Source organism: Streptomyces sp. NBC_01439 (assembly GCF_036227605.1).
Lineage (GTDB): Bacteria > Actinomycetota > Actinomycetes > Streptomycetales > Streptomycetaceae > Streptomyces.
Genome location: NZ_CP109487.1, coordinates 5,841,330 through 5,865,117, shown reverse-complemented (window position 1 = coordinate 5,865,117; position 23,788 = coordinate 5,841,330). Strand labels below are relative to the sequence as shown.

The window sequence follows — 23,788 nt, the reverse complement described above, 5'->3', positions numbered from 1 at the left end:
GGTGATGTTCGCGGGGTATGCCGGAGGCGATTTTCCCCGTCTTCCACCGCCTTGGTGGCCGGATCTGATCGGGGTCCGACCCGGGTCCCAACACATCAAGATCATTTATTGCCGGGCGCCGGGCGTGTTGTCCGTGACAGGTGCGAGGATGCACACGTACGGACGGCACGGGACGGGAGCCCCGCCTTCCGGGCAGACCTGACCGGACGACGCGTCCGTGCCGGGTGGGGGGCGACCGGACGGTCATGTCACGGGATTTCCCCGCCGGGCGCACACACCGCGCACCGCGCAGAAGGGACCGCTGACGGCGATGCAGATCCGGCTGACCGTCCTTGGGTCGCGCAGCGGCCACCAGACCGCGACCGCCCCCGCGAGCTGTGACGTACTCGTCACCGCCCCCGTCGGCACCGCGCTGGCCGCGGTCGCCTCCGGGCTCGCGGCGACCGTCGGCGGGCCCGACACCGGGGGCACGGTCGTGCTGTACGCCGGCTCCGAGCGCCTCGACCTCCAGCGGCGGGTGCTCGGCGAGCCGCCGCTGGTGGACGGCGCGGTACTGGCGTTGCACGGGCCCGTACCGGACGTCCTCCCGGAGGACGGCCTCGGCGCGGCCCAGCTGCACGTCGTCGCCGGACCCGACGCGGGCGGGGTGCACCTGCTGCACAGCGGGCAGATCCGGGTGGGCCGCTCCGCCGATGCCGACGTCCCCCTCGACGACCCCGACGTCTCCCGATTGCACTGCGCGGTCACGGTGATCCCCGACGGGCGGGTCGCGGTGGCCGACCTGAACTCGACGAACGGCACCGCGCTGGACGGCTCCCCGGTGGGGGCGCAGCCCGTCGCCCTGCCCCCGGGGGCGCTGCTGCGGGTCGGCGAGTCCACCCTGCGGCTGGCCCCCGCGGGCGCTCCCGCGCTGTCGGTGACCCCGGACCTCCAGGGCCACCTGTCGGTCGCCACCCGGCCCGTCGCCGCCCTCCCGCTCCCCGGCCCGCTCCCCGGCCCGCTCCCCGGGGCGGATCCGGCCGTACCCGGGCCCGATCCGGAGGCGCCCGAAGTCCCCGACGCCCCCAACGCCCCCGGCGCATCCCGCGAAGCCGGGCCGCAGGGCGCGGCGCCGGGCCCTGGCTCCGGGACCGGGACCGGGCGACGCAAGGGCATAGGCGCTTGGGCCCGCAAGTGGGTGCGCGGCGAGGAACCCGCCGAGGCCCCGCCGGAACCGGTGGCCGCCGCGCCCGACCCCGACGATCCCGCCGCGGTGCTGCTGGCCGCGATGGGCCCCACCGAGCGCCTGTGGTCCCGTACGCCCGGACATCCCGCCGTACTGGAGGTGGGGCTCGGCGCCGGGAGCCGGGTGTCCCTGCCCGCCGTCGGCGCCCTCGGGCTGGCCGGCCCGCGGAACCGGCTGGCCGGGGCCGCCCGCTGGGTCGTCGCGCAGCTCGCGGCGCTGCACGCGCCGGGGCAGCTGGAGATCGTGCTCGTCTCCGCCGACCGGGCGCGCGGCCTCGCCGACCGGCGGCGCGAGTGGGGCTGGCTCGGCTGGCTGCCCCACGTACGGCCGGCACACGGCCAAGACTGCAGGCTCCTGCTGGCGTACGACCGCGACCAGGCCGTCGCCCGCACGGGTGAGCTGACCCGGCGCCTCGACGAGGGTCCGCTCGGCGTGCACTGGACCGCCGCCGATGCCGGACAGATCCGGCGGGCCGCCGCCATCTACGAGGGCCCGTACACGCTCGTCGTCCTCGACGGCGATCCCGGAGCCGGCCCGCTGCGCGACATCACCGGTCGGCTCGCCTCGCACGGCCCGGCCGCCGGGATCCACGTCCTCGTGCTCGCCGAGGCCCCGGCCGCCACCGCCGCTTCGCCGGTCGAAGAGACGTACGAGGCCGCCTGCGCGAGCTCCCCCGCCTTCCGGGACTGCGGCGCGGTCGCCCTGCTCAGCGGCGACGTGGCCACGGCCGTACGCACCTTCACGATCAGCGGCGGCAGGCCGGTCCCGTCGGGGGGCACCGCCACCGCCGACGCCGTCTCCGCCGCCTGGGCCGAGCGCTTCGCCCGGGCCCTGGCCCCGCTGCGCACCGCCGAGGGCGGCTCCGCCGAGCCCTACCGGCCGGCCGCGGCCGCCCTGCCGGCCACCGCGCGGCTGCTGGACGAGCTGGGGCTGGCCCGGGCCACCCCGGCCTCCCTGATGGCACGTTGGGCCGCCGCCACCGACCAGGGGCAGGGCGTGGGCGGCCTCGCCGAGATCGTGCTGGGCAGCGGCCGCCGCGGGCCCGTCGGCACCGAACTCGTCCACGACGGCCCGCACCTGCTCGTCGAGGGGCCCGCCGGGAGCGGGCGGACCGAGCTGCTGCGCTCGGTGGCCGCGTCGCTGTCCGCGGCCGCCCGGCCCGACCGGCTGGGGCTGCTCCTCCTCGACGGGGCCGGCGGCGAGCGCGGCGACGGGCTGCTGCCCTGCACCGAACTCCCGCACGTCTGCGCCCACCTGGTCGCCTCCGATCCGCTGCGCATGCGGGAGTTCGCGCAGGCGCTGGGCGCGGAGCTCAAGCGCCGCTCCGAGCTGCTGGAGGACCTGTCCTTCGCCGAGTGGCACGCACAGCGCGAAGTGTCCGACCGCATGGTCGCGCCGCGCCGGCCCAGCCCGGGCGAGCACCGCGGCGACCTCGACCCCCAGCGGACCGGCACGCTGCGGCTGAGGGCCGCGACCACCCGTACCGATCCGCCCGGGCCCAGCCCGCTGCCCCGCCTGGTGGTGCTCGTGGACGACCTCGACGCGCTGGTCGCGCCGGGTCTGGGCAGTGCGGGCCGCCCCGCCGCGGGCTCGGTGGTCCGGGCCCTGGAAGCGGTGGCCCGCGAGGGCGCCCGGCTCGGTGTGCACCTGGTGGCCGCCAGCGCCCGCCCGGATCGTACGGCGGACACCGGACCGGCCCGCCTGGTCACCCTGCGCGTGGAGCTCGACGCCCCCGACCAGCCGGGTCCGGGGCGCGGCCTGCTCCGTTTCGGTGACGGCCGGACGGTCCCCTTCCAGGCGGGACGGGTCACCGGCCGGATCCCCCGGACGGCGACCCAGCGGCCGACCGTCGTCCCGGTGGAGTGGGAGCGGATGGGCGATCCGCCGGCCCGCCGCCCGGTGCGTGAGCTGGGCAACGGGCCCACCGACCTCGCACTGCTGGCCAGCGCCCTGGAGCGGGCCTCGCACCTGGTCTCGGCGATACCCGTGCTGTTCCCGCCCGCGCCCTGACGGGCGGCCGCGCCCCCGCGAGGCGGTATTGCGGGGGCGCACTGCTCGGCGTAGACCTTGTGGTCCAGGACACATCACGGGCATCGGGGGCGAACCATGCGCAGGCACGGAACGAGCCGTACGACACTCACCTGGACGGCGCTCGCCGCGGCGGCCGCCCTCACGCTCGGCGCGTGCGGGGACGGCGGGACGGAGGAACCGCAGGGGCCCGAGGGCAGCACGGCCGCACCCCGGGTGCAGTTACCGAAGCTGCCCGGCGAGAAGCTGGAGGTCGCCGCGGTCTGGACGGGCCCGGAGCAGGAGAACTTCACCAAGGTCCTGAAGGAGTTCGAGAAGCGGACGGGTGCCTCCGTCACCTTCGTCCCGGCCCAGGACCCGATCGTCACCTTCCTCGGCGCGAAGATCGCGGGTGGTGCGCCGCCGGACGTGGCGCTGCTCCCGCAGGTCGGGGCGCTGAAGGCGGCCGTGGAGAACAAGTGGGCGCAGCCGCTCGGCCCGGAGGCCGCCGCCCAGCTCGATGCGAACTACTCCAAGGGCTGGCGGACGCTCGGCGCCGTCGGGGACACCCAGTACGGCGTGTACTACAAGGCCGCGAACAAGTCGCTGATCTGGTACAACGCGAAGGCCTTCGAGGCGGCGGGGGTCAAACCTCCGAAGACCTGGAAGGACCTGATCACCGCGGCCGACACGCTGTCCGCCTCCGGCACCCCGGCCGTCTCGGTGGCGGGTGCGGACGGCTGGACCCTCACCGACTGGTTCGAGAACATCTACCTCTCCCAGGCCGGGCCGGAGAAGTACGACCAGTTGGCCAAGCACCAGATCAAGTGGACGGACGACAGCGTCAAGCAGGCGTTGACCACGCTCGGCGAGCTGTTCGGCCGCAAGGACTTCCTGGCGGGCGGGCCGAGCGGGGCGCTGTCCACCGAGTTCCCGAAGTCGGTGACGCAGACCTTCACCGGCGGCGACCGGCCGGCGGCCGCGATGGTCTTCGAGGGCGACTTCGTGGCGGTGAACATCGCGCAGACGCAGGCGAAGGTGGGCGAGGACGCCCTCGTCTTCCCCTTCCCGGCGGTCGGCGGGAAGGCTCCGGTGGTCTCGGGGGGCGACGTGGCGGTCGCCTTGAAGCCGTCGAAGGGGGCGCAGGCGCTGCTGACCTTCCTGGCCTCGCCGGACGCGGCGGAGATCCACGCCCGGCAGGGCGGCTTCGTCTCCCCGAACAAGGCGGTGGACCCGGGCGCCTATCCGAACGCCATCCAGCGGGACATCGCCAAGGCGCTGATCGCCGCGGGCGACGACTTCCGCTTCGACATGTCGGACCAGGCCCCGGCGGCCTTCGGCGGGACCCCGGGCGCGGGCGAGTGGAAGGCGCTCCAGGACTTCCTGGCCAACCCGTCGGACGTGGCGGGCACCCAGGCGAAACTGGAGGCGGACGCGGCCAAGGCCTACGGGAACTGATCCCGTGCCGGCCCCTGCCGCCAAGGGCGTCGCATCCGAGCGCGTCGAGTCCAAGGGCGCCGAGTCCAAGGGCGCCGTCTCCGCGGAGGCGCGGCGCCGCCGGCTGATCGCGGCGGCGTTCCTCCTCCCGGCCCTCGTGCTGCTCGGTGCGCTCGTCGTGCACCCGATCGGCTACTCCCTCTACCGCAGTCTCTTCGACCGTTCCGGCGACACCTTCGTCGGCGGTGACAACTACCGCGAGATCCTGAGCGACGACACCATCCGCACCGCCCTGAAGAACACGGCGCTGTGGGTGGTGTTCGCCCCGGCCACGGCCACCGCCCTCGGTCTGGTCTTCGCGGTCCTCACCGAACGGGTGCGCTGGGGAACGGCGTTCAAGCTGCTGGTGTTCATGCCGATGGCGATCTCGATGTTGGCCGCGGGCATCATCTTCCGGCTCGTCTACGACCACGATCCCGACCGCGGGGTCGCCAACGCGGTCTGGGTCGGGGTCCACGACACCTTCGCGGAGTCCTCGGCCTTCCCCAAGGCCCGCCCGGGCCGCGACTCGCCGCTCGCGGACGCCGGCGGCGGTGCCTTCGTCACCCGCGACCCCGTCCGCGCGGGTACCCCGGTGCTGCTCCCGCTGGTCGGCGTGGCCCCGGAGGCGCTGCCGGAGGGGACCCGTACCGCGGGCCGGCCCGCGGCCGTGCCGGGGAAGGTCACCGGCACCGTCTGGCAGGACTTCACCCGGGGCGGGGGCGGGGCGACGAACGTGGTCGACCCGACCGAGCAGGGTTACGCCGGAATGCGGATCGAGGCGGTCAAGGACGGCCGGGTGGTCGATGCGGCGACGGCCGGTGCAGACGGCGCCTTCACCCTGTCCGCGAAGGCCGACGGGGCCCTGCTGCGGCTGCCCGCGGCCAACTTCCGGGAGGCGTACGCGGGGGTGCAGTGGCTCGGCCCGGCGCTCGTCACGCCGGCGGTCATCGGGGCGTACGTATGGATGTGGGCCGGTTTCGCGATGGTGCTGATCGGGGCCGGGCTGGCCGCCGTACCGCGTGAGCTGCTGGAGGCGGCGCGCGTGGACGGGGCGAACGAGTGGCAGGTGTTCCGGCGGATCACCGCCCCGCTGCTGGCGCCGGTCCTGGTGGTCGTGCTCGTCACCCTCGTCATCAACGTCATGAAGATCTTCGACCTGGTCTTCGTGATCGCGCCGGGCGCGGTCCAGGACGACGCGAACGTGCTCGCGCTCCAGCTGTACCGGACTTCCTTCGGTACGGACGCCGATCCGGGGCTGGGCAGCGCCATCGCCGTGCTGCTGCTGGTGCTGGTGATCCCGGTGATGCTCGTGAACATCCGTCGGCTGCGCAAGGAGGGGTCCCGATGAGCCGTTCCGACGCAACGCCGGACCCGACGGCGGTGGACCCGGCGGCGGTGGACCCGGCGGCAGCGGGTTCGGCGGCCGCCGGGCCCTCGTACGCCGCCCTCGTCTCCGCCAAGCTCGCCTCAGGCGCGCTGCGCGTCTTCCTGGTCGTGGCGGCGCTCTTCTGGCTGCTGCCCACGCTCGGGCTGCTGCTCTCCTCGTTCGTCTCCCCCACCGACCTCAACGGCGGCGGCTGGTGGCAGGTGTTCACGGCGCCCTCGCGGCTGACGGCCGACAACTACGAGCGGTTGCTGGCGAACGACACCATCACCGGCTCGCTCCTGAACACGTTCGCGATCGCCGTGCCGGCCACCCTGCTGGTCCTGGTCCTGGGCGCGTTCGCCGGATACGCCTTCGCCTGGCTGGACTTCCCCGGCCGGGACTGGCTGTTCCTCCTCGTCGTCGGACTGCTGGTGGTCCCCGTGCAGGTGGCGCTGATCCCGGTCTCCGAACTCTTCGGCTCCATCGGGCTGTTCGAGACCACGGCGGGCGTGGTCCTCTTCCACACCGCCTTCGGACTGCCCTTCGCCGTGTTCCTGCTGCGCAACTTCTTCGCGGAGATCCCGCGCGAGCTGTTGGAGGCGGCCCGTCTCGACGGGGCGGGTGAACTGCGGCTGTTCGCACGGGTGGTGCTGCCGCTCGGCGGTCCTGCGATCGCCTCGCTCGGCATCTTCCAGTTCCTGTGGGTGTGGAACGACATGCTGGTGGCGCTGGTGTTCGCGGACTCGGCCAGCCCGCCGGTCACGGTCGCGCTGCAGCAGCAGGTACGGCAGTTCGGGAACAACATCGACGTGCTGGCGCCCGGCGCGTTCCTGTCGATGGCGGTCCCGCTCGTCGTCTTCTTCGCCTTCCAGCGGCAGTTCGTCTCGGGGGTGATGGCCGGAGCGATCAAGTGACCCCGGCGCCGGCCCTGGCTGCCGTCCGGCCGTGGCCGGTGCTAGCTAGTCGCCAGCCTCGGAGCTCGCCTTCAGGCCCGCCACCACCTGGTGGGCCAGGACGTCGAGGTGGCCGCCCGTCACGGCGTCCCGGACCACCACCTGGCGCCAGTAAAGCGGGCCGATCAGCAGGTCGAGGGCGTGGGCCGGGTCGATGCCCGCCGGGAGCTCGCCGCGGGCGACCGCGTCCGAGACGATCCCCGCCGCCATCCGACGCTGCCCGTCGAGCAGCGCGCCGCGCACCGCGTCCGCGATCTCCGGGTTCCGCGCCGCCTCCACGAGCAGGTCGGGGATCACCGCGGAGGCCACCGGGTGCCGCAGCACGTGTGACATGACCTCCAGCAGGGCCCGTACGTCCCCGTACAGCGAGCCGGTCGCGGGCACCGGCAGGCCGTCCACCGCGAAGGCCCCCACCAGGTCCAGCACCAGGTGCAGCTTCGACTTCCAGCGCCGGTAGACCGCGGTCTTGCCGACCCCCGCCCGCCGGGCGATGCCCTCGATGGACATCTTCGAGAAGCCGACCGCGGCCAGTTCCTCCACCACCGCGTCGCGGATCGCCTCGGTCACGTCCGCGCGCAGGACGGCGGCCCCGGCGGGGGCCCTACGGGCGGGGGCGGGGGCGGGTGCAGAAGTGGCGGAGGGGTCCGGGGTCATGCAGAGAGCATAACCGCGCTCCGTCACGACGATACGGTTGCGTTCCGACGCTCCGCGCCCTAACCTCGCCGTAGCGACGATACGGACCCGTCCCGACCTTGGCAGTGACGTACTGACCCCGTCGAAAGCGAACCCTGTGACCACCGCGACCGCATCCACGACCGAGCCCGCGCCCTCCGCGGAACTCGCGCGCCTCGCCGCCGCCCACGGCCTCACCCTCAGCGGCGCCCGCCCCACGCTCCCCCGCTACATCGCGGAACTCTGGGACCGCCGCCACTTCGTGACCGCGTACGCGACCGCCCGCATGCAGGCCACGTACAGCACCGCCAAGCTCGGCCAGCTCTGGCACCTGGTGACCCCGCTCCTCAACGCGGCCGTCTACTACTTCATCTTCGGCATCGTGATGAAGGCCAGCCACGGCGTGCCGGACTACGTCCCCTTCCTGATCACCGGCATCTTCGTCTGGGACTTCATCGGCAGCTCCATCAACGCCGGCACCCGCGCCGTCCACAGCAACCGCGGCCTGGTCCGAGCCCTGCACTTCCCGCGCGCCAGCCTGCCCATCTCCACCGTCGTCCAGCTCTTCCAGCAGCTGCTCGTCACCATGGGCGCCCTCGTCATCCTGCTGCTGGCGTTCGGCCAGCGGCCCGCCTGGTCCTGGTTCCTGGCCGTCCCGGCCCTGCTGCTGATGGCCGTCTTCGCCGCCGGCTGCGCGATGGTCATGGCGCGCATCGGCAGCAAGAGCCCGGACGTCAGCCAGCTGATGCCCTTCGTCCTGCGCACCTGGATGTACTCCTCGGGCGTCATGTGGTCCATCGACCAGATGCTCGCCTCGGACCACCTGCCGCACCACTGGGTGCTGACGCTGCTCAAGGTCAACCCCGCGGCCGTCTACATCGACCTGATGCGCTTCGCGCTGATCGACAGCTTCCAGGCGCACTCGCTCCCGCCCCACGCGTGGTTGCTGGCCATCGGCTGGGCCCTGCTCGCCGGCATCGGCGGATTCATCTGGTTCTGGAAGGCAGAAGAGGAGTACGGACGTGGCTGACACCGCGACGCAGACCGACACCCGGGTACCGACCGTCATCGCCGACGGGGTCCACGTCATCTACAAGGTGCACGGCGCCGGCGCCCGCAAGGGCGGAGCCACCGCGGCGCTCAGTCGGGTCTTCTCCCGCAAGGCACCGCCCGGCATCAAGGAGGTGCACGCCGTCAAGGGCGTCACCTTCACCGCGTACAAGGGCGAGGCCATCGGCCTCATCGGCTCCAACGGCTCGGGCAAGTCCACCCTGCTGGCCGCCATCGCCGGCCTCCAGCCGGTGGCCCGCGGCCGGATCTACTCGCACGGCCAGCCGTCCCTCCTCGGCGTGAACGCCGCCCTGATGAACGACCTGACCGGCGAGCGCAACGTCGTCCTCGGCGGCCTCGCGATGGGCATGTCCAGGCAGCAGATCCGCGAGCGCTACCAGGGCATCGTCGACTTCTCCGGCATCAACGAGAAGGACGACTTCATCTCCCTGCCCATGCGGACGTACTCCTCCGGCATGGGCGCCCGCCTGCGGTTCTCCATCGCCGCCGCCAAGGACCACGACGTCCTGATGATCGACGAGGCCCTGGCCACCGGCGACGCCGCCTTCCAGCGCCGCAGCCAGGCGCGCATCGAGGAACTCCGCGAACAGGCCGGCACCGTCTTCCTCGTCAGCCACAGCATCAACACGGTCCGTGAAACCTGCGACCGCGCGATCTGGCTGGAGGCCGGTGTGCTCCGCATGGACGGCCCCTCGAAGGAAGTCTGCGACGCCTACGACGCCTTCACCTCGGGCCGCTGACCCTTTCCTGGGCTCCGCCCAGACCCGCGCCTCATTTCAGCCCCGCCGGCGTTTGAGGCGCGGGGGTCCGGGGGCAGCGCCCCCGCAACGGCGCCGCACACCGGGAGCTACAACGGGCCGGGCCCGGGACCGCTTGGTCCCGGGCCCGGCCCGTTCGGCGAAGCCGACCGATCAGCTGTGCACGCGCAGCAGCGACCGCATCGTCCGCATCGCCACCGACAGGTTCGCCAGGTCGAAGTCGTCCGACCCCTGGATCTCGTCCAGGGTCGTCCGCGCCCGCCCGATGATGGCCGTGTTCTTCTCCTCCCACGCCTGGAAGCGCTCCTCGGGAGTCGAACTGCCGTTGCCCACCGACAGCACGTCCGCGGTCAGCGCCGCGTGCGCCGCGAACAGGTCCTCGCGGATGGAGGCGCGGGCCATCGACTGCCAGCGGTCGGACCGCGGCAGCTCGATGATCCGGTCCATCAGCTGGGTGATGGCCAGGCGGTCGGCGAGGTCGTAGTACACCTCGGCGACCTCCAGCGGGTCCACGCCCGTGCGGTCCGCGATCGCGACGATGTCCAGCGCCGGGAAGGCGGAGGAGAAGCCGGCCACCTTGGCGGCCAGTTCCTCCGGGACGCCCTCGCCCGTCAGCTCGTCCAGGATCGACTGGTACCAGTCCAGGTCGGCACCGCGCACCAGCTTCGGCAGCTCGGCCCAGACCTGGCCCACGCGCTCCTGGAAGAAGGCGATGGTCTCGGTGATCTGGAGCGGCTGCGGCCGGTTGTTCAGCAGCCAGCGGGTACCGCGCTCGACCAGGCGCCGCGAGTGCAGCCGCACCCGGGTCTGGACGTCGGCGGCGACCTTGTTGTCGAGCGCCTCCACCGCGTCCCACACGTCGGCCAGGCCGAAGATCTCGCGGGCCGCGAGCTGCGCGCGCACGATCTCCTCCGTGGAGGCCCCGCTCTCCTCGCGCAGCCGGTGCAGGAAGGTCGAACCACCCGTGTTGACGGTGTCGTTGACCAGGAGGGTGGTGATGATCTCCCGGCGCAGCGCGTGCGCGTCGATCTGCTCGGTGAGCCGCTCGGCCAGGGCGGCCGGGAAGTACGCGAAGAGCAGACGGCGCAGGTACGGGTCGTCCGGCAGCTCGGTGGTGATGAGCTCGTCCGCCACAGTGATCTTGGTGTAGGCGAACAGGACGGCCAGCTCCGGCTGGGTCAGGCCCTTGCCGCCGCCCAGCAGCTCGCGGATCTGCCGGTCGGTGGGCAGGAACTCCAGCGCCCGGTCCAGCAGACCGTCGCGCTCCAGCCGCCGCATGTAGCGCTGCTGGGCGTGGAGCAGGCTCGGGGCCTGGGCCGCGCCGTTGGCGAGCGCGACGTTCTGCGCGTAGTTGTTGCGCAGCACCAGGTGGCCGACCTCGTCGGTCATCTGGGCGAGCAGCTTGTTGCGCTGCTTGACCGTCATGTCGCCGTCGGTGACGACCGCGTTGAGCAGGATCTTGATGTTCACCTCATGGTCGGAGGTGTCCACGCCCGCGCTGTTGTCGATGGCGTCGGTGTTGACCTTGCCGCCCTCGCCGCCCGCACCGGTACGGGCGAACTCGATCCGGCCGAGCTGGGTCAGACCCAGGTTGCCGCCCTCGCCGATGACCTTGGCCCGCACATCGGAGCCGTTGACGCGGATGGCGTCGTTGGCCTTGTCGCCGACGTCCGCGTGCGTCTCGGCGGTGGACTTGACGTACGTGCCGATGCCGCCGTTCCACAGCAGGTCCACGGGGGACTGCAGGATCGCCTTCATCAGGTCGGCCGGGGTCATCTTGGTGATGCCCGCCTCGATGCCGAGGGCCTCGCGGACCTGCGCGGTGATCGGGACGGCCTTCGCGGTACGCGGGTGGACGCCACCGCCCGCCGAGATCAGCGAGGTGTCGTAGTCGGCCCACGAGGAGCGCGGCAGCTCGAACAGGCGACGGCGCTCGGCGTACGAGGTCGCCGAGTCCGGGTTCGGGTCGATGAAGATGTGCCGGTGGTCGAAGGCGGCGACCAGGCGGATGTGCTCGGAGAGCAGCATGCCGTTGCCGAACACGTCGCCGGACATGTCACCGACGCCGACGACGGTGAAGTCCTCGGTCTGGGTGTCGTGGCCCAGTTCGCGGAAGTGCCGCTTGACGGACTCCCATGCGCCGCGTGCCGTGATGCCCATGCCCTTGTGGTCGTAGCCGGCCGAGCCGCCCGACGCGAAGGCGTCGCCGAGCCAGAAGCCGTAGGACTCCGCCACGCCGTTGGCGATGTCGGAGAAGGTCGCGGTGCCCTTGTCGGCGGCGACGACGAGGTAGGTGTCGTCCTCGTCGTGGCGGACCACGCCCTTCGGGGGCAGGACCTCGCCGGCGACCATGTTGTCGGTGATGTCGAGCAGCGCCGAGATGAAGATCTTGTACGAGGCGATGCCCTCGGCGAGCCAGGCGTCGCGGTCCACCGACGGGTCGGGGAGGTTCTTCGCGACGAAGCCGCCCTTGGCGCCGACCGGCACGATCACGGTGTTCTTGACCATCTGCGCCTTGACCAGGCCGAGGATCTCCGTACGGAAGTCCTCGCGACGGTCGGACCAGCGCAGGCCGCCTCGGGCGACCTTGCCGAAGCGCAGGTGGACGCCCTCGACGCGCGGGGAGTACACCCAGATCTCGAAGGCCGGGCGCGGGGCCGGCAGGTCCGGGATGGCCTGCGGGTCGAACTTCATCGACACGTACGAGTGCTGCTCGCCCACGCCGTTGAGCTGGAAGAAGTTCGTGCGCAGCGTGGCCTTGATGAGGGTGAGGAAGGCCCGCAGGATGCGGTCCTCGTCGAGCGAGGCGACCTGGTCCAGGGCCCCGTCGAGCTCCTCCAGCATGGCGTCCACGAGCTCGCTGCCGGCGGTCTGGCGCACGGGCGCCATCCGGGCCTCGAAGAGCGAGACCAGCAGCCGGGTGGTGTGGACGTTGTTGCGGAGGGTGTCCTCCATGTAGTCCTGGCTGAAGGTGGAACCGGCCTGGCGCAGGTACTTGGCGTACGCGCGCAGGACGACGGCCTGTCGCCAGGTGAGCCCGGCGCTCAGTACCAGGGCGTTGAAGTTGTCGTTCTCCGCGTCGCCCTGCCAGACCGCGGCGAAGGCGTCCTGGAAGCGCTCGCGGGCGTCGTCGCCGAGGTAGTTGTCCCCGTTGCCGGAGACGGGCATCCGCAGACCGAAGTCGTAGATCCAGGCGCTGACCCGGTCGGAGCGGCGCAGCTCGTACGGGCGCTCGTCGGTGACCTCGACGCCCAGGCGCTGGAGCACCGGCAGGACCGCGGAGAGCGAGACCTGGTCACCGGTACGGAAGATCTTGAACCGGCGTTCGCCGGGGCCCGCGCCGACGGGCTCGTACAGCGAGAGCGCGAACTGGCGGTCGCTGGCGGCGAGCCGCTCCAGGTGGACCAGGTCGGCGACGGCCGCGCGCGGCGAGTGGTCGGCCTTGTAGCCCTCGGCGAAGGAGGTGCCGTAGCGGCGCAGCAGCTCGGCGGCGCGCTCCTCGCCGCACTCGGCGATCAGCGCTTCCTGGAAGCCGTCGGCCCAGGAGCGGGCGGCCTCGACGAGCCGGCCCTCGATGCGCTCGACGTCGGAGTCGGTCAGCGCGGGCAGCTCGGTGCCCTGCGGGACGCGGACGACGAAGTGGATGCGGGAGAGGATCGACTCGGTGTTCCACGCGGTGAAGTCGACGCTGATGCCGCCGAGCTCCTCGCGCAGGATGTCCATCAGGCGCAGCCGCACCCCGGTGGTGAACCGGTCGCGGGGCAGGTAGACGAGCGCCGAGTAGTAGCGGCCGTACTCGTCCTGGCGCAGGTACAGCCGCAGCCGGCGGCGTTCCTGGAGGTACAGGACGGAGGTGACGATGGCCTGGAGCTGGTCGACCGGGGTCTGGAACAGCTCGTCGCGCGGGTAGGTCTCCAGGATCTGCGTCAGGTCGCGGCCGTCGTGGCTGCTCGGCGAGAAGCCGGCGCCGGCGAGGACCTCGGCGACCTTGCGGCGGATGACCGGGACGCGGCGCACGGACTCGGTGTACGCGGCGGAGGAGAACAGGCCGAGGAAGCGGCGCTCACCGACGACGTTGCCGTCGGCGTCGAACTTCTTGACGCCCACGTAGTCGAGGTACGAGGGGCGGTGCACGGTGGAGCGGCTGTTGGCCTTGGTCAGCACCAGCAGGCGGTGCTCGCGGGCCTTGGCGCGGGCGTCGGCGGGCAGCCGGTTGAAGGACGGCGAGACCGGGTGGCCGTCCTCCTTGCCGCTGTGGTGCGGGTCGGAGCGCAGGATGCCGAGGCCGGTGCCGGGCACGGCGGACAGGGAGTCGCCGTCGACGAGGTTGTACTCGCGGTAGCCGAGGAAGGTGAAGTGGTCGTCGGCGAGCCAGCGCAGCAGCTCACGGGCCTCTTCGAGCTCGTACTCGCGCAGGTCCGGGGCGGTGGGCTCCTCGGGCAGGCCCTCGGCGATGCGCAGCGCGGCCTCGCGCATCTTCTCCCAGTCCTCGACGGACTCCCGTACGTCGGACAGGACGCGCAGCAGGTCGGCGTTGATCTGCTTGAGGTCGGCGCGGTCGGTCTCGCGGTCGATCTCGACGTGGATCCAGGACTCGACGAGGGAGTCGTGGGGACGCGCGGTGGCGGGGCCGTGGGCGTCGCAGTCGGGACCGAGGATCTCGATCAGTTTGCCGGTCACGTCGCGGCGGACGACGACCTGCGGGTGGATCACGACGTGGATGCCGCGGCCCTGGCGGGACAGCTCGTTCGTCACGGAGTCCACGAGGAAGGGCATGTCGTCGGTGACGACCTCGACCACGGAGTGGCTGGAGGTCCAGCCGTTCTCCTCCACGGTGGGCGTGTGCACGCGCACGTTCGCGGTGCCCTGCGGCCGGTTCTCGGCGAGCCGGTAGTGCGAGAGCGCGGCTCCGAACACGTCGACCGGGTCGCGGTCCGCGAGGTCCTCGGGCGCCGTGTGCAGGTAGTAGCGCTGGAGGTAGGAGAGAACGGTGTCCTGGTCCGGACGCTCTCCCCGCTCGGACCCAGTCGGAAGTAGCCCCCCGGCCGGGCTGTGCTCAGCTACCCGGGCCGCCCGTGCAAGCAGCTCGGCCTTTGCTTCGTCCAGCTTGGTCTGCATGTCCTCTGGCTCCTGTCGCGCGCCATTGCGTGACGTAGGTGAAGGAAGGAATGACATAGCACCGCGAGGCGGGGTTTCCGTTCGGGATCGACGCTATGCCGTCGAGAGAGCCGACCGGGAGGGAATGAGCCATGATCGGCCGACGGTCCCGGGGGCGGGGATCAGCGAGGGCCCGGGCACGGTCGTGCGCCGGGCGCAGGCCGGAGGCACCAGTGCCCCCGATGACTATCGCGCTGATCACGGGTACAAGGCTATCCCGACCTACCCCCAGGACGTCATTCGCTGCATCTGTACAAATCTTGGGGTAGAACTTTGACACTCTGGCCAGCGACGTGACCGGGCGTCCGTGCAGGTACCCGTCCAGTCCTTATCCGGCCAGCTCGCGAGCTGTCCGTACGGCCTCGGCCAGGCTGTCCACGACCGGCACTCCGGCTGATTCCAGACTGCTGCGGCTGTGCGAGCCGCCCGTGTAGAGGACCGCCCGGGCACCCACGTGGGCGGCGGCGAGGGCGTCGTCCACGGCGTCTCCGATGAGGACCGTACGGTCCGCCGTCACGCCCGTCCCGTCCAGGGCGGCCAGGTGGCGTACGAGATGTCCCGCCTTGGAGGTGTGGGAGGGGCCGATCCGGCCGTCGACGCGCAGGAAGTGCTGGTCGATGCCGTGGGCCCGGATCAGGGGAACGAGCTTGTCGTGGGGCGCGAGGGACAGCAGGGACTGGGTGAGGCCGTCCAGCTGCCAGTCCCGGAGCAGCTCCCGGGCCCCCTCGGCCAGCCCGGCGTCCTCGGCGGCGGCCCAGTAGTGGCGGTGGAAGGTGTCGTCCATGACCAGCCACTCCGCCTCGGTGGGCATCCGCCCCATGAGGCGCTCGTAGAACTTCGGCACGGGCACGACGTACAGGTCGCGGTAGATCTCCAGGCTGATCGGCGCGAAGCCGAGCTCGGCGAACGAGGCGTTGGTCGCGGCTATGACGGCGTCGATGTCGTGCAGGAGCGTCCCGTTCCAGTCCCAGACGATGTGGTTCGGGCGGGTGGTGGCGGTGGCGGGGGTCGTGGCGGTCACTTCAGCAGCCCCGGGATCTCCTGCAGGCCGAACCAGAGCAGGTCGTGGTCCTCGGCCCCGTCGACGGTGTGCTGTGCGTCCGCGTCCCCGCCGTCGGCGGCCTCCAGGGCCCGTACGGCGGCGGCCACGTCCTCTTCGGCGTCATCGGCGTCCACGTGCACGGCGGCGACCACGGAGAGCCGCACGGCGGCGGCGAGGGCCACCCGGCCGAGAGCGGCCCCGTCGGCCCCCGGGCTGGCGGTGGCGGCCTTGTCGTCGACGTCCAGGGCCACCACGACGCGCCGGCGCGGGGCGTCCGCGTCCGCGGCGACCAGCCGCAGGGAGGCGAGCGCGGCCCGGTTCAGGGCCGCGTACTCCAGCTCCTCGATGTCGTCCGACACGTACCACTCGCGCAGACCGGGGGTGACGGCGTACGCCAGCAGCGGGGCGGGACCCAGCTCACCCGCCCGGTGCACCTCGGCGAGCCCGGGGAGGGTCAGGGGGACGTACACGCGCATGGCCGGCTGCTTTCGGTAGTCGGAAACGCCCTCAGGATACGACTCGGACGCGGCCGGGCGGGTGATGGACCCCGTCCCCCTTCGGGGCGCCGGACCGGGAACCGCGCCCGTCCACCCGGGTACGCGCACCGGCGCCGCCCGGGGCGGGGGACCTGCCGCCGCCCACCCGGATAGGTGAAGGGAGCCAGTGGCCGGGCGGGCCGCGGACGTGGTTGCGGAGCGTGTTCGGCCGCCGTAGAAGATCCCCATCAAGTTACCGCCCGGTACCACTCCGGGCCCGGCCTGTTCGGGGGAAGCTCGCGATGGACACCACGATGACCGGCAACGACGGCAGCCGTCGTCGGCCCGCGAGCCGGACCCGGCCCGCGGGCCGACGGGACCAGCGGCGCCCGGCCGGCCCCCCGCGCACCCTGCGGCTCGGCCCGCACCACTGGTTCGCCGAACACCTCCTCGCGGTGGTCAGCGGCCTGCGCCCGGTCCACTCGCTCCTCGGCCACACCATCGGCCCCGCCTACCAGCAGCTGATCGCCCTGGCCCCCGCGGACCCCCTCCGCGACCGCCTGCGCCCGGTCGTCCGCCAGTGCGGCCGCTTCACCCCGGGCCCGGGAGTCATCGAGGCCTTCGCCCGCATCGCCACGGGCGACCGCCTCACCGCCATGGCCTTCCGCCTCGAACAGGGCCCCGACCTCCGCTGGCGCTGCGCCGCAGTAGAAATCCAGGGCCCCCGCCCGTGACCTGCCGTCGGCCCGCCGAATCCAGCCCCTTTCAGCCCCAGCCCCTCTCAGCCCCGCCGGCGATTGAGGCGCGGGGGTCCGGGGGCAGCGCCCCCGGCAACGGCGCCGCACATCACCACACAACGCGGCCGGGGCCGGACATCCCGAAGGTGTCCGGCCCCGGCCGACGGCTCGCGCGAAACCCTGCGAAGGGTTACTTCTTCCGGCGACGCCCGCCCGCAGCCTTCTGCGCCTTGCGACGCTCCGCCCGCGTCAGCCCGTCGCCCTCCGCGCCGAGGGAGTCGCTCTCGAAGTCGCCCTCGATGACACCGCCCGCCCCGTCCACCGTCGGGGCGGAGAAGTGCAGCCGGTCCGGCCGCTGCGGAGCGTCCAGCCCCTTCGCCCGGATCTCCGGACGCGCACCCGCCGGCTCCTTCGTCAGCGACGGCGCCGCGTCCTGCACCGGAACCTCCTCGACCTGCTGCTCGACCTGGACCTCCAGGTTGAACAGGTAGCCGACGGACTCCTCCTTGATGCCTTCCTGCATGGCGTTGAACATGTCGAAGCCCTCGCGCTGGTACTCGACCAGCGGGTCCTTCTGGGCCATGGCCCGCAGGCCGATGCCCTCCTGCAGGTAGTCCATCTCGTACAGGTGCTCACGCCACTTGCGGTCGAGCACCGACAGGACCACGCGCCGCTCGAGCTCACGCATGATCTCGGAACCGAGCGTCTTCTCGCGCGCCTCGTACTGCTCGTGGATGTCGTCCTTGACGGACTCCGCGATGAACTCGGCGGTGATGCCCGCGCGGTCGCCGGCGGCCTCCTCCAGCTCGTCGATGGTGACCTTCACCGGGTAGAGCTGCCGGAAGGCGCCCCACAGGCGCTCCAGGTCCCACTCCTCGGCGAAGCCCTCGACCGTCTCGGCCGCGATGTACGCGTCGATGGTGTCGTCCATCATGTGGCGCACCTGGTCCTGCAGGTCCTCGCCCTCCAGGACGCGGCGGCGCTCGCCGTAGATGACCTCACGCTGGTTGTTGAGGACCTCGTCGTACTTCAGGACGTTCTTGCGCGTCTCGAAGTTCTGGGTCTCCACCTGCGACTGGGCCGACGCGATCGCGCGCGTCACCATCTTGTTCTCGATCGGCACGTCGTCCGGCACGTTCGCCATCGCCATGACGCGCTCGACCATCTGCGCCTTGAACAGGCGCATCAGGTCGTCGCCCAGCGACAGGTAGAAACGGGACTCGCCCGGGTCGCCCTGTCGGCCGGAGCGGCCGCGCAGCTGGTTGTCGATGCGGCGCGACTCGTGCCGCTCGGTGCCCAGCACGTACAGCCCGCCGAGCTCCTTGACCTCCTCGAACTCCGCCTTCACCGCGGCCTCGGCCCGGGTGAGCGCTGCGGGAAGGGCGTGCGCCCACTCCTCGATGTGCTCCTCCGGGTCCAGGCCCTGCTGGCGCAGCTCGGCCTCGGCGAGGTCGTCCGGGTTGCCGCCGAGCTTGATGTCGGTACCGCGGCCGGCCATGTTCGTGGCGACCGTGACCGCGCCCCGGCGGCCGGCCTGGGCGACGATCGTCGCCTCACGGTCGTGCTGCTTGGCGTTGAGCACCTCGTGCGGGATGCCGCGCTTGGAGAGCTGCTGGGAGAGGTACTCGGACTTCTCGACCGACGTCGTACCGACGAGGATCGGCTGACCCTTCTCGTGCTTCTCCGCGATGTCGTCGACGACGGCGGCGAACTTCGCGACCTCGGTCCGGTAGATCAGGTCCGGCTGGTCCTTGCGGACCATGCCCCGGTTGGTCGGGATGGGGACGACACCGAGCTTGTAGATCTGGTGGAACTCGGCGGCCTCGGTCATGGCCGTACCGGTCATGCCGGACAGCTTTGAGTAGAGGCGGAAGAAGTTCTGCAGGGTGATCGTGGCGAGGGTCTGGTTCTCGTCCTTGATGTCCACCCCTTCCTTCGCCTCGATCGCCTGGTGCATGCCCTCGTTGTAGCGGCGACCGGCGAGGATGCGGCCGGTGTGCTCGTCGACGATCATGACTTCGCCGTCGATGACGACGTAGTCCTTGTCGTTCTTGAAGAGCTCCTTGGCCTTGATCGCGTTGTTGAGGTAACCGACGAGCGGGGTGTTCACCGACTCGTAGAGGTTCTCGATGCCGAGCCAGTCCTCGACCTTGGCGACACCGGACTCGTGGATGGCGACGGTGCGCTTCTTCTCGTCGACCTCGTAGTCGCCGGTCTCCTCGATGCCCTTCAGCGGCTGGCCGGCCTCGCCCTTGGTCAGGCGGGTCACCAGCTTCGCGAAGTCGCCGTACCACTTCGTGGCCTGGTCGGCGGGGCCGGAGATGATCAGCGGGGTACGGGCCTCGTCGACGAGGATCGAGTCGACCTCGTCGACCACGGCGAAGTTGTGGCCGCGCTGGACGAGCTCGTCCTGGGACCACGCCATGTTGTCGCGCAGGTAGTCGAAGCCGAACTCGTTGTTCGTGCCGTAGGTGATGTCGCAGGCGTACTGCTCGCGGCGCTGCGCGGGCGACATGTTCGCCAGGATGCAGCCGACCTCCAGGCCGAGGAACTTGTGCACCCGGCCCATCAGCTCGGAGTCGCGCTCGGCGAGGTAGTCGTTCACCGTGATCAGGTGGACGCCCTTGTCGGACAGCGCGTTCAGGTACGCGGGGAGCGTGCCGACGAGGGTCTTGCCCTCACCGGTCTTCATCTCGGCCACGTAGCCGAGGTGCAGCGCCGCGCCACCCATGATCTGGACGTCGTAGTGCCGCTGGCCGAGGACGCGCTTGGCCGCCTCGCGTACGGTCGCGAAGGCCTCGGGCAGCAGGTCGTCCAGGCTCTCGCCGTCCTGGAAACGCTGCTTGTACTCGTCCGTGAGCGCTCGCAACTCGGCGTCGGAGAGGTTGACGAAGTCCTCTTCGATGGAGTTGACCTGGTCCGCGATGCGGTGCAGTTTGCGCAGGATCTTGCCTTCGCCTGCACGCATGAGCTTGTTGAAGACGGACACCGAGGTTTGTCTCCTTGCCGGTCGGGCCTGGGCACTGTACGTACACGGGCACGGCAGGTGGGCCCCACCGCAACGGCCATCGTAAGCGAGGACGTGGCCGCGTCGGGAGGTCCGCCGTTCCCGTGGGGGCACGGGTGCCCGGATTGAGAACGTACGGGGGACACCGAAGGTGCCGCATCACTCGGAGGGATCACCGGAAAACGTTCGCCGCGAATATCGGCACGGCGGCAGAATTCGTTCATGGAGCCCACAACACTCAGCACGGACCGATTGGTATTGCGTGCCTTCGTCCCGTCGGACGAGGACGAGCTGTACGCCGCGGCACGGGACCCGGACGTCCAGCGCTGGACGCTGGTGCCCTCTCCTTATGAGCGCGAGCACGCGCGCACCTATGTGAACGAGACCGTGCCGAACGGCTGGCGCGACGGCACGGCCTTCGCCTTCGCCGTGCGCCTCGGGGCCGAGGGCGCCGAGGGCCCCCTGGTCGCGGCCGTCGGCGTGCACGTCCACACCGCGGAGAGCACCGAGATCGGCTACTGGGCGGTCAAGGAGCACCGCGGTCGGGGCTACATGACCGAGGCGGTCCGTGCCGTCGCCCGCTGGGCCTTCACCGAACTGGGCATCGGTCGGCTGGAATGGCGCGCCGAAGTGGGCAACGCGGGCTCCCGCGCCGTGGCCGAGAAGGCCGGCTTCCAGGTCGAGGGCCTCCTGCGGGCCGGCATCATCCAGCGGGACACGTACCGCGACTGCTGGGTCGGCGCCCTGCTCCCCTCCGACCTGGGCCTGCCCTCGCGACTGCCCTACCTACCGGCACCCGCCGACCGGCCGGGCACCGGGGCCGCGGCCACCTGACCGGAGCCCTGCGGGCGGGGCGGGGCGGGGCGGGGCGGGGCGGGCGACGAAGGCTCCCGTACGGGCCCGTTGTCAGTGGTGCCGCCTAGGCTTCGGCGCATGAGCAACCCGCCGCCGCACGTGTCCCTGTCCGCCGACGAGGCCCGGCGCATCGCCCTGCGCGCGCAGGGCTTCATCGGCGCACCCGACCGGCGCGGCGGGGTCCGCGGGGTCCTGCGCCACCTGGGCGCCGTACAGCTGGACACCATCTCGGTCCTGGCCCGCTCGCACGAGCTGATCCCGTACGCACGCTTGGGCGCGGTCGGCCGGGACACCGTGGAGCAGGCGTACTGGTCGGACCGGCACGCCTTCGAGTACTGGTCGCACGCCGCCTGCATCCTGCCCATCGAGGAATGGCCGCATTTCGCCTTCCGCCGCCGGGCCAACCGGGCCCGCGGCCACCGCTGGCACATCCTCCAGGACCAGCAGCAGTCGACGCGGGCGGTCCTGGACCGGCTGAAGGCGGACGGCCCGCTGACCTCCACCGAGCTGGGCGGCGCCAAGAACGGCGGCGAGTGGTTCGACTGGTCCGAAACCAAGATCGCGGTGGAGTGGCTGCTGGACACCGGCGAGGTGGTGTGCAGCGAGCGCCGCGGCTGGAAGCGGGTCTACGACCTCCCCGAGCGGGCCGTGCCCGACGCACTGCTCCACGACGACCTGGACGACCGCGAGTGCCTGCGCCGCCTGGTCGCCCTGGCGGGTCGGTCCCTGGGCGTCGGCACCCGCGCCGACATCGCGGACTACCACCGCCTCAAGGGCGAGCAGTTCGACGCGGTGGTCGCGGACTCCGGGCTGGTACCGGTCGAGGTGCAGGGCTGGGCCAAGCCGGCCTGGGCGGACCCGGCGGCCCTCGCGCAGGCCCCCGGGGGCCGCCACCGCACGACGCTGCTCTCGCCCTTCGACTCCCTGGTCTGGGACCGTCCCCGCACGGAGCGGATCTTCGGCTTCACGCACCGCCTGGAGGCGTACGTGCCCAAGCCGAAGCGGATACACGGGTACTTCGCGATGCCGCTGCTGACGGGCGGCCGGCTCCAGGGCCGCGTCGACCCGGCCCGCGAGGGCCGCACGCTGGTCGCCCGGCAGCTCTCGCTGACCTCCCCGAAGGCCGCGGGCCCGATGGCACGGGCCCTGCGGGAGGCGGCGGAGTGGGTCGGCTGCGAGGACGTACGCGTCGAGCGCGCGAGCTCGCCCGCGGAAGCGGCGGCCGTCACCGCGGAACTGGCTGCGCTCTAGAGAGGGTGCTTCCCGCCCCTTTCGGACGTCGCCTCAGCGGATCTCGAGGATCTTTTCCCGCATCGCGTAGACCACGGCTTCCATCCTGGAGTGCAGCTGCAGCTTCTCCAGGATGTTGCGGACGTGGTTCTTCACGGTGTTCTCGGAAATGAACAACTCCTTGGCGATATCACGGTTGTTCATGCCGGTGGCCACCAGTTTCAGGACCTCCAGCTCCCGGTCCGTCAGCCGCGGCGCCGGCACCAGCCGGCGCTCGTCAGTCCGTTGGATCATCGACTTGAACTCGGTGAGCAGCTTCGACGCCATCGACGGGCTGATCTGCGACTGGCCGTCCGCCACCGCCCGGATCGCCGTGGCCACCTCGTCCGTCGAAATCTCCTTCAGGAGGTACCCGGTCGCGCCCGCCTTGATCGCGTCGTAGAGGTCCGCCTCCTCGTCGCTGATCGTCAGCATGATGATCTTCGCGGAGGGGGCCACCTCCTTGATCGAGGTGCACGCCTCGATCCCGCCGCGCCGGGGCATCCGCACGTCCATCAGCACGATGTCCGGAAGCAGGTCGGCCGCCTTGTCCACGGCTTCCGCACCGTCCCCGGCCTCACCGACGACCTGGATGTCCTCCTCCTGCGCGAGGACGATCTCCAGTCCCCGCCGGAAGAGCGCGTGGTCGTCGACCACGAGCACCCTGATGGGCTCCCGGGCGGGCTCCTGCGCCGGGTCGCTCTCGTGGCAGCCCGCGACGCCGCCGTCCGCGCGCACCGGCCCGAAGCTGTCCGCCATCGTTCCTCCCCCTGCATGTGCTCAGCTGCTGGGCCAACCGGACACGCACCGCTGCCGGTTGACTGCACGCCATGATTCCATGCCCGCACCACGGCCCGGGGGCCAAAAGTGAGCCACCTGGCGCATACCCGTCGCATACCGGTCATGCAAGCGCCCCCGCGAAGGCGCCGGAGCGCCTGCGCGGGGGCGATGTACGGATGTGCCCGGCGTCAGCCGCCGAGCGCGCCACCGGCGCCGCCCCGCGGTTCCTCCGAGCTGGAGGCACCGTCGGGGTTCACGTGGATGACGCCGTAGTCATAGGCATGACGGCGGTAGACGACACTGGGCAACTTCGTCTCGGAGTCGACGAACAGATAGAAGTCGTGGCCGACCAGTTCCATCTCGTACAGGGCCTGGTCGAGCGACATGGGTGCGGCCGAGTGGGTCTTCTCGCGAACGATGAGCGGGCCTTCGCCCTGCACCTCGAGGGATCCGATCCGGGTAATCGGCACCCCGTCCGTCTTCTCCTCCGACACCGGCTGTCCGCTGCCGTTCAGCGATGCGACGCCCGGCACCACGTCGGCGACCTCCGCCGCCGAGAGCCGGCCGCTGCCACGACGGGTGTAACGCTTGTCGTGCTGCTTGCGCAGCCGGGCCTCGAGCTTGTCCTGAGCCAGGTCCAGCGCCGCATACGCGTCGGCGGCGGCGGCCTCGGCACGGATCACCGGGCCCCGCGAACGCAGGGTGATCTCCACGCGGTCGGAACGGTCGGCCTGGCGCGGGTTGTGCTCCTTGGACACCTCGACGTCCAAGCTGATCACCTTGGCGTCGAGCTTCTGGATCCGCTCCGGATTCAGCTTCTCGGCCACGTGCTTGCGGAACCGCTCGGGCACCTCGGTCTTGCGGCCCTTGACGACGATGTCCACGCAGAACTCCGTTCCCGGATAGCTCCGCCCGACGGGGCGAAGCGTCTCCC

At 71.7% G+C, this 23,788-nt stretch carries 16 protein-coding genes; 9 read left to right on the top strand and 7 right to left on the bottom strand.

The window, feature by feature from the left end:
• The first annotated feature begins 310 nt into the window (after positions 1-310).
• The 4 genes from OG207_RS26450 to OG207_RS26435 all read left to right on the top strand — a co-directional run bounded on the left by OG207_RS26450 (position 311) and on the right by OG207_RS26435 (position 6,991).
• Positions 311-3,235, top strand: coding sequence for an FtsK/SpoIIIE domain-containing protein (locus OG207_RS26450; protein WP_329101480.1), 2,925 nt, complete (start codon positions 311-313; stop codon positions 3,233-3,235).
• A 96-nt stretch (positions 3,236-3,331) separates the two neighbouring features.
• Positions 3,332-4,690 carry an ABC transporter substrate-binding protein gene (locus OG207_RS26445; protein WP_329101478.1) on the top strand — a complete coding sequence of 453 codons (1,359 nt, stop codon included), beginning with the start codon at positions 3,332-3,334 and terminating at the stop codon, positions 4,688-4,690.
• Positions 4,691-4,793: 103 nt separating this feature from the next.
• The gene (locus OG207_RS26440; RefSeq protein ID WP_329107896.1) at positions 4,794-6,059 is read left to right on the top strand and encodes a carbohydrate ABC transporter permease; all 1,266 of its coding nucleotides are present in this window, start codon (positions 4,794-4,796) and stop codon (positions 6,057-6,059) included.
• Positions 6,056-6,991: a carbohydrate ABC transporter permease gene (locus OG207_RS26435; protein ID WP_329101477.1), complete on the top strand. Its 936-nt coding sequence runs from the start codon at positions 6,056-6,058 to the stop codon at positions 6,989-6,991. Before OG207_RS26440 ends, OG207_RS26435 begins: the two co-directional genes overlap by 4 nt.
• A 45-nt stretch (positions 6,992-7,036) precedes the next feature.
• On the opposite strand, the gene OG207_RS26430 is transcribed toward OG207_RS26435, so the two are convergent.
• Complete coding sequence (locus tag OG207_RS26430) at positions 7,037-7,684, bottom strand: TetR/AcrR family transcriptional regulator (RefSeq protein WP_329101476.1); 648 nt, start codon at positions 7,682-7,684, stop codon at positions 7,037-7,039.
• Between the two features lie 136 nt (positions 7,685-7,820).
• Here OG207_RS26430 and OG207_RS26425 point away from each other — a divergent pair, with 136 nt between their 5' ends.
• Both OG207_RS26425 and OG207_RS26420 read left to right on the top strand, forming a co-directional pair.
• The gene (locus OG207_RS26425; protein WP_329101474.1) at positions 7,821-8,732 is read left to right on the top strand and encodes an ABC transporter permease; all 912 of its coding nucleotides are present in this window, start codon (positions 7,821-7,823) and stop codon (positions 8,730-8,732) included.
• The gene (locus tag OG207_RS26420) at positions 8,725-9,513 is read left to right on the top strand and encodes an ABC transporter ATP-binding protein (protein ID WP_329101472.1); all 789 of its coding nucleotides are present in this window, start codon (positions 8,725-8,727) and stop codon (positions 9,511-9,513) included. Before OG207_RS26425 ends, OG207_RS26420 begins: the two co-directional genes overlap by 8 nt.
• Positions 9,514-9,684: 171 nt before the next feature.
• On the opposite strand, the gene OG207_RS26415 is transcribed toward OG207_RS26420, so the two are convergent.
• The 3 genes from OG207_RS26415 to OG207_RS26405 form a co-directional block, all read right to left on the bottom strand.
• Positions 9,685-14,649 (bottom strand): NAD-glutamate dehydrogenase, encoded by a 4,965-nt coding sequence (locus OG207_RS26415; protein ID WP_329101470.1) that lies wholly within the window; start codon positions 14,647-14,649, stop codon positions 9,685-9,687.
• A gap of 367 nt (positions 14,650-15,016) precedes the next feature.
• Positions 15,017-15,709, bottom strand: a complete 693-nt coding sequence (locus OG207_RS26410) for an HAD family hydrolase (RefSeq protein WP_329101468.1) — start codon at positions 15,707-15,709, stop codon at positions 15,017-15,019.
• The gene (locus OG207_RS26405; protein ID WP_329101466.1) at positions 15,706-16,206 is read right to left on the bottom strand and encodes a DUF6912 family protein; all 501 of its coding nucleotides are present in this window, start codon (positions 16,204-16,206) and stop codon (positions 15,706-15,708) included. Before OG207_RS26405 ends, OG207_RS26410 begins: the two co-directional genes overlap by 4 nt.
• 302 nt (positions 16,207-16,508) lie before the next feature.
• Here OG207_RS26405 and OG207_RS26400 point away from each other — a divergent pair, with 302 nt between their 5' ends.
• Positions 16,509-16,940, top strand: coding sequence for an Rv3235 family protein (locus tag OG207_RS26400; RefSeq protein ID WP_329101464.1), 432 nt, complete (start codon positions 16,509-16,511; stop codon positions 16,938-16,940).
• Between the two features lie 193 nt (positions 16,941-17,133).
• Here OG207_RS26400 and secA read toward each other — a convergent pair whose 3' ends face one another.
• The gene (gene secA / locus OG207_RS26395) at positions 17,134-19,932 is read right to left on the bottom strand and encodes a preprotein translocase subunit SecA (RefSeq protein WP_329101461.1); all 2,799 of its coding nucleotides are present in this window, start codon (positions 19,930-19,932) and stop codon (positions 17,134-17,136) included.
• 240 nt (positions 19,933-20,172) lie between these two features.
• Between secA and OG207_RS26390 the strand changes: the two genes are divergently transcribed.
• Both OG207_RS26390 and OG207_RS26385 read left to right on the top strand, forming a co-directional pair.
• A complete protein-coding gene (locus tag OG207_RS26390; protein WP_329101460.1) occupies positions 20,173-20,784 on the top strand; it encodes a GNAT family N-acetyltransferase in 612 nt (203 codons plus the stop codon).
• Between the two features lie 99 nt (positions 20,785-20,883).
• Positions 20,884-22,056, top strand: coding sequence for a winged helix-turn-helix domain-containing protein (locus OG207_RS26385; protein ID WP_329101458.1), 1,173 nt, complete (start codon positions 20,884-20,886; stop codon positions 22,054-22,056).
• A 33-nt stretch (positions 22,057-22,089) separates the two neighbouring features.
• On the opposite strand, the gene OG207_RS26380 is transcribed toward OG207_RS26385, so the two are convergent.
• Positions 22,090-22,833 carry a response regulator transcription factor gene (locus OG207_RS26380; RefSeq protein WP_329101456.1) on the bottom strand — a complete coding sequence of 248 codons (744 nt, stop codon included), beginning with the start codon at positions 22,831-22,833 and terminating at the stop codon, positions 22,090-22,092.
• A gap of 209 nt (positions 22,834-23,042) precedes the next feature.
• A complete protein-coding gene (gene hpf / locus OG207_RS26375) occupies positions 23,043-23,738 on the bottom strand; it encodes a ribosome hibernation-promoting factor, HPF/YfiA family (protein ID WP_329107895.1) in 696 nt (231 codons plus the stop codon).
• Between the last annotated feature and the right edge of the window lie 50 nt (positions 23,739-23,788).

Excerpts from the sequence above, each read along its gene's own strand:
- OG207_RS26430 (WP_329101476.1), bottom strand. The coding sequence starts at position 7,684 with ATGACCCCGGACCCCTCCGCCACTTCTGCACCCGCCCCCGCCCCCGCC.
- OG207_RS26390 (WP_329101460.1), top strand. The coding sequence starts at position 20,173 with ATGGAGCCCACAACACTCAGCACGGACCGATTGGTATTGCGTGCCTTC.
- OG207_RS26400 (WP_329101464.1), top strand. The coding sequence starts at position 16,509 with ATGGACACCACGATGACCGGCAACGACGGCAGCCGTCGTCGGCCCGCG.
- OG207_RS26445 (WP_329101478.1), top strand. The coding sequence starts at position 3,332 with ATGCGCAGGCACGGAACGAGCCGTACGACACTCACCTGGACGGCGCTC.
- OG207_RS26435 (WP_329101477.1), top strand. The coding sequence starts at position 6,056 with ATGAGCCGTTCCGACGCAACGCCGGACCCGACGGCGGTGGACCCGGCG.
- OG207_RS26450 (WP_329101480.1), top strand. The coding sequence starts at position 311 with ATGCAGATCCGGCTGACCGTCCTTGGGTCGCGCAGCGGCCACCAGACC.
- OG207_RS26385 (WP_329101458.1), top strand. The coding sequence starts at position 20,884 with ATGAGCAACCCGCCGCCGCACGTGTCCCTGTCCGCCGACGAGGCCCGG.
- OG207_RS26380 (WP_329101456.1), bottom strand. The coding sequence starts at position 22,833 with ATGGCGGACAGCTTCGGGCCGGTGCGCGCGGACGGCGGCGTCGCGGGC.
- OG207_RS26405 (WP_329101466.1), bottom strand. The coding sequence starts at position 16,206 with ATGCGCGTGTACGTCCCCCTGACCCTCCCCGGGCTCGCCGAGGTGCAC.
- OG207_RS26415 (WP_329101470.1), bottom strand. The coding sequence starts at position 14,649 with ATGCAGACCAAGCTGGACGAAGCAAAGGCCGAGCTGCTTGCACGGGCG.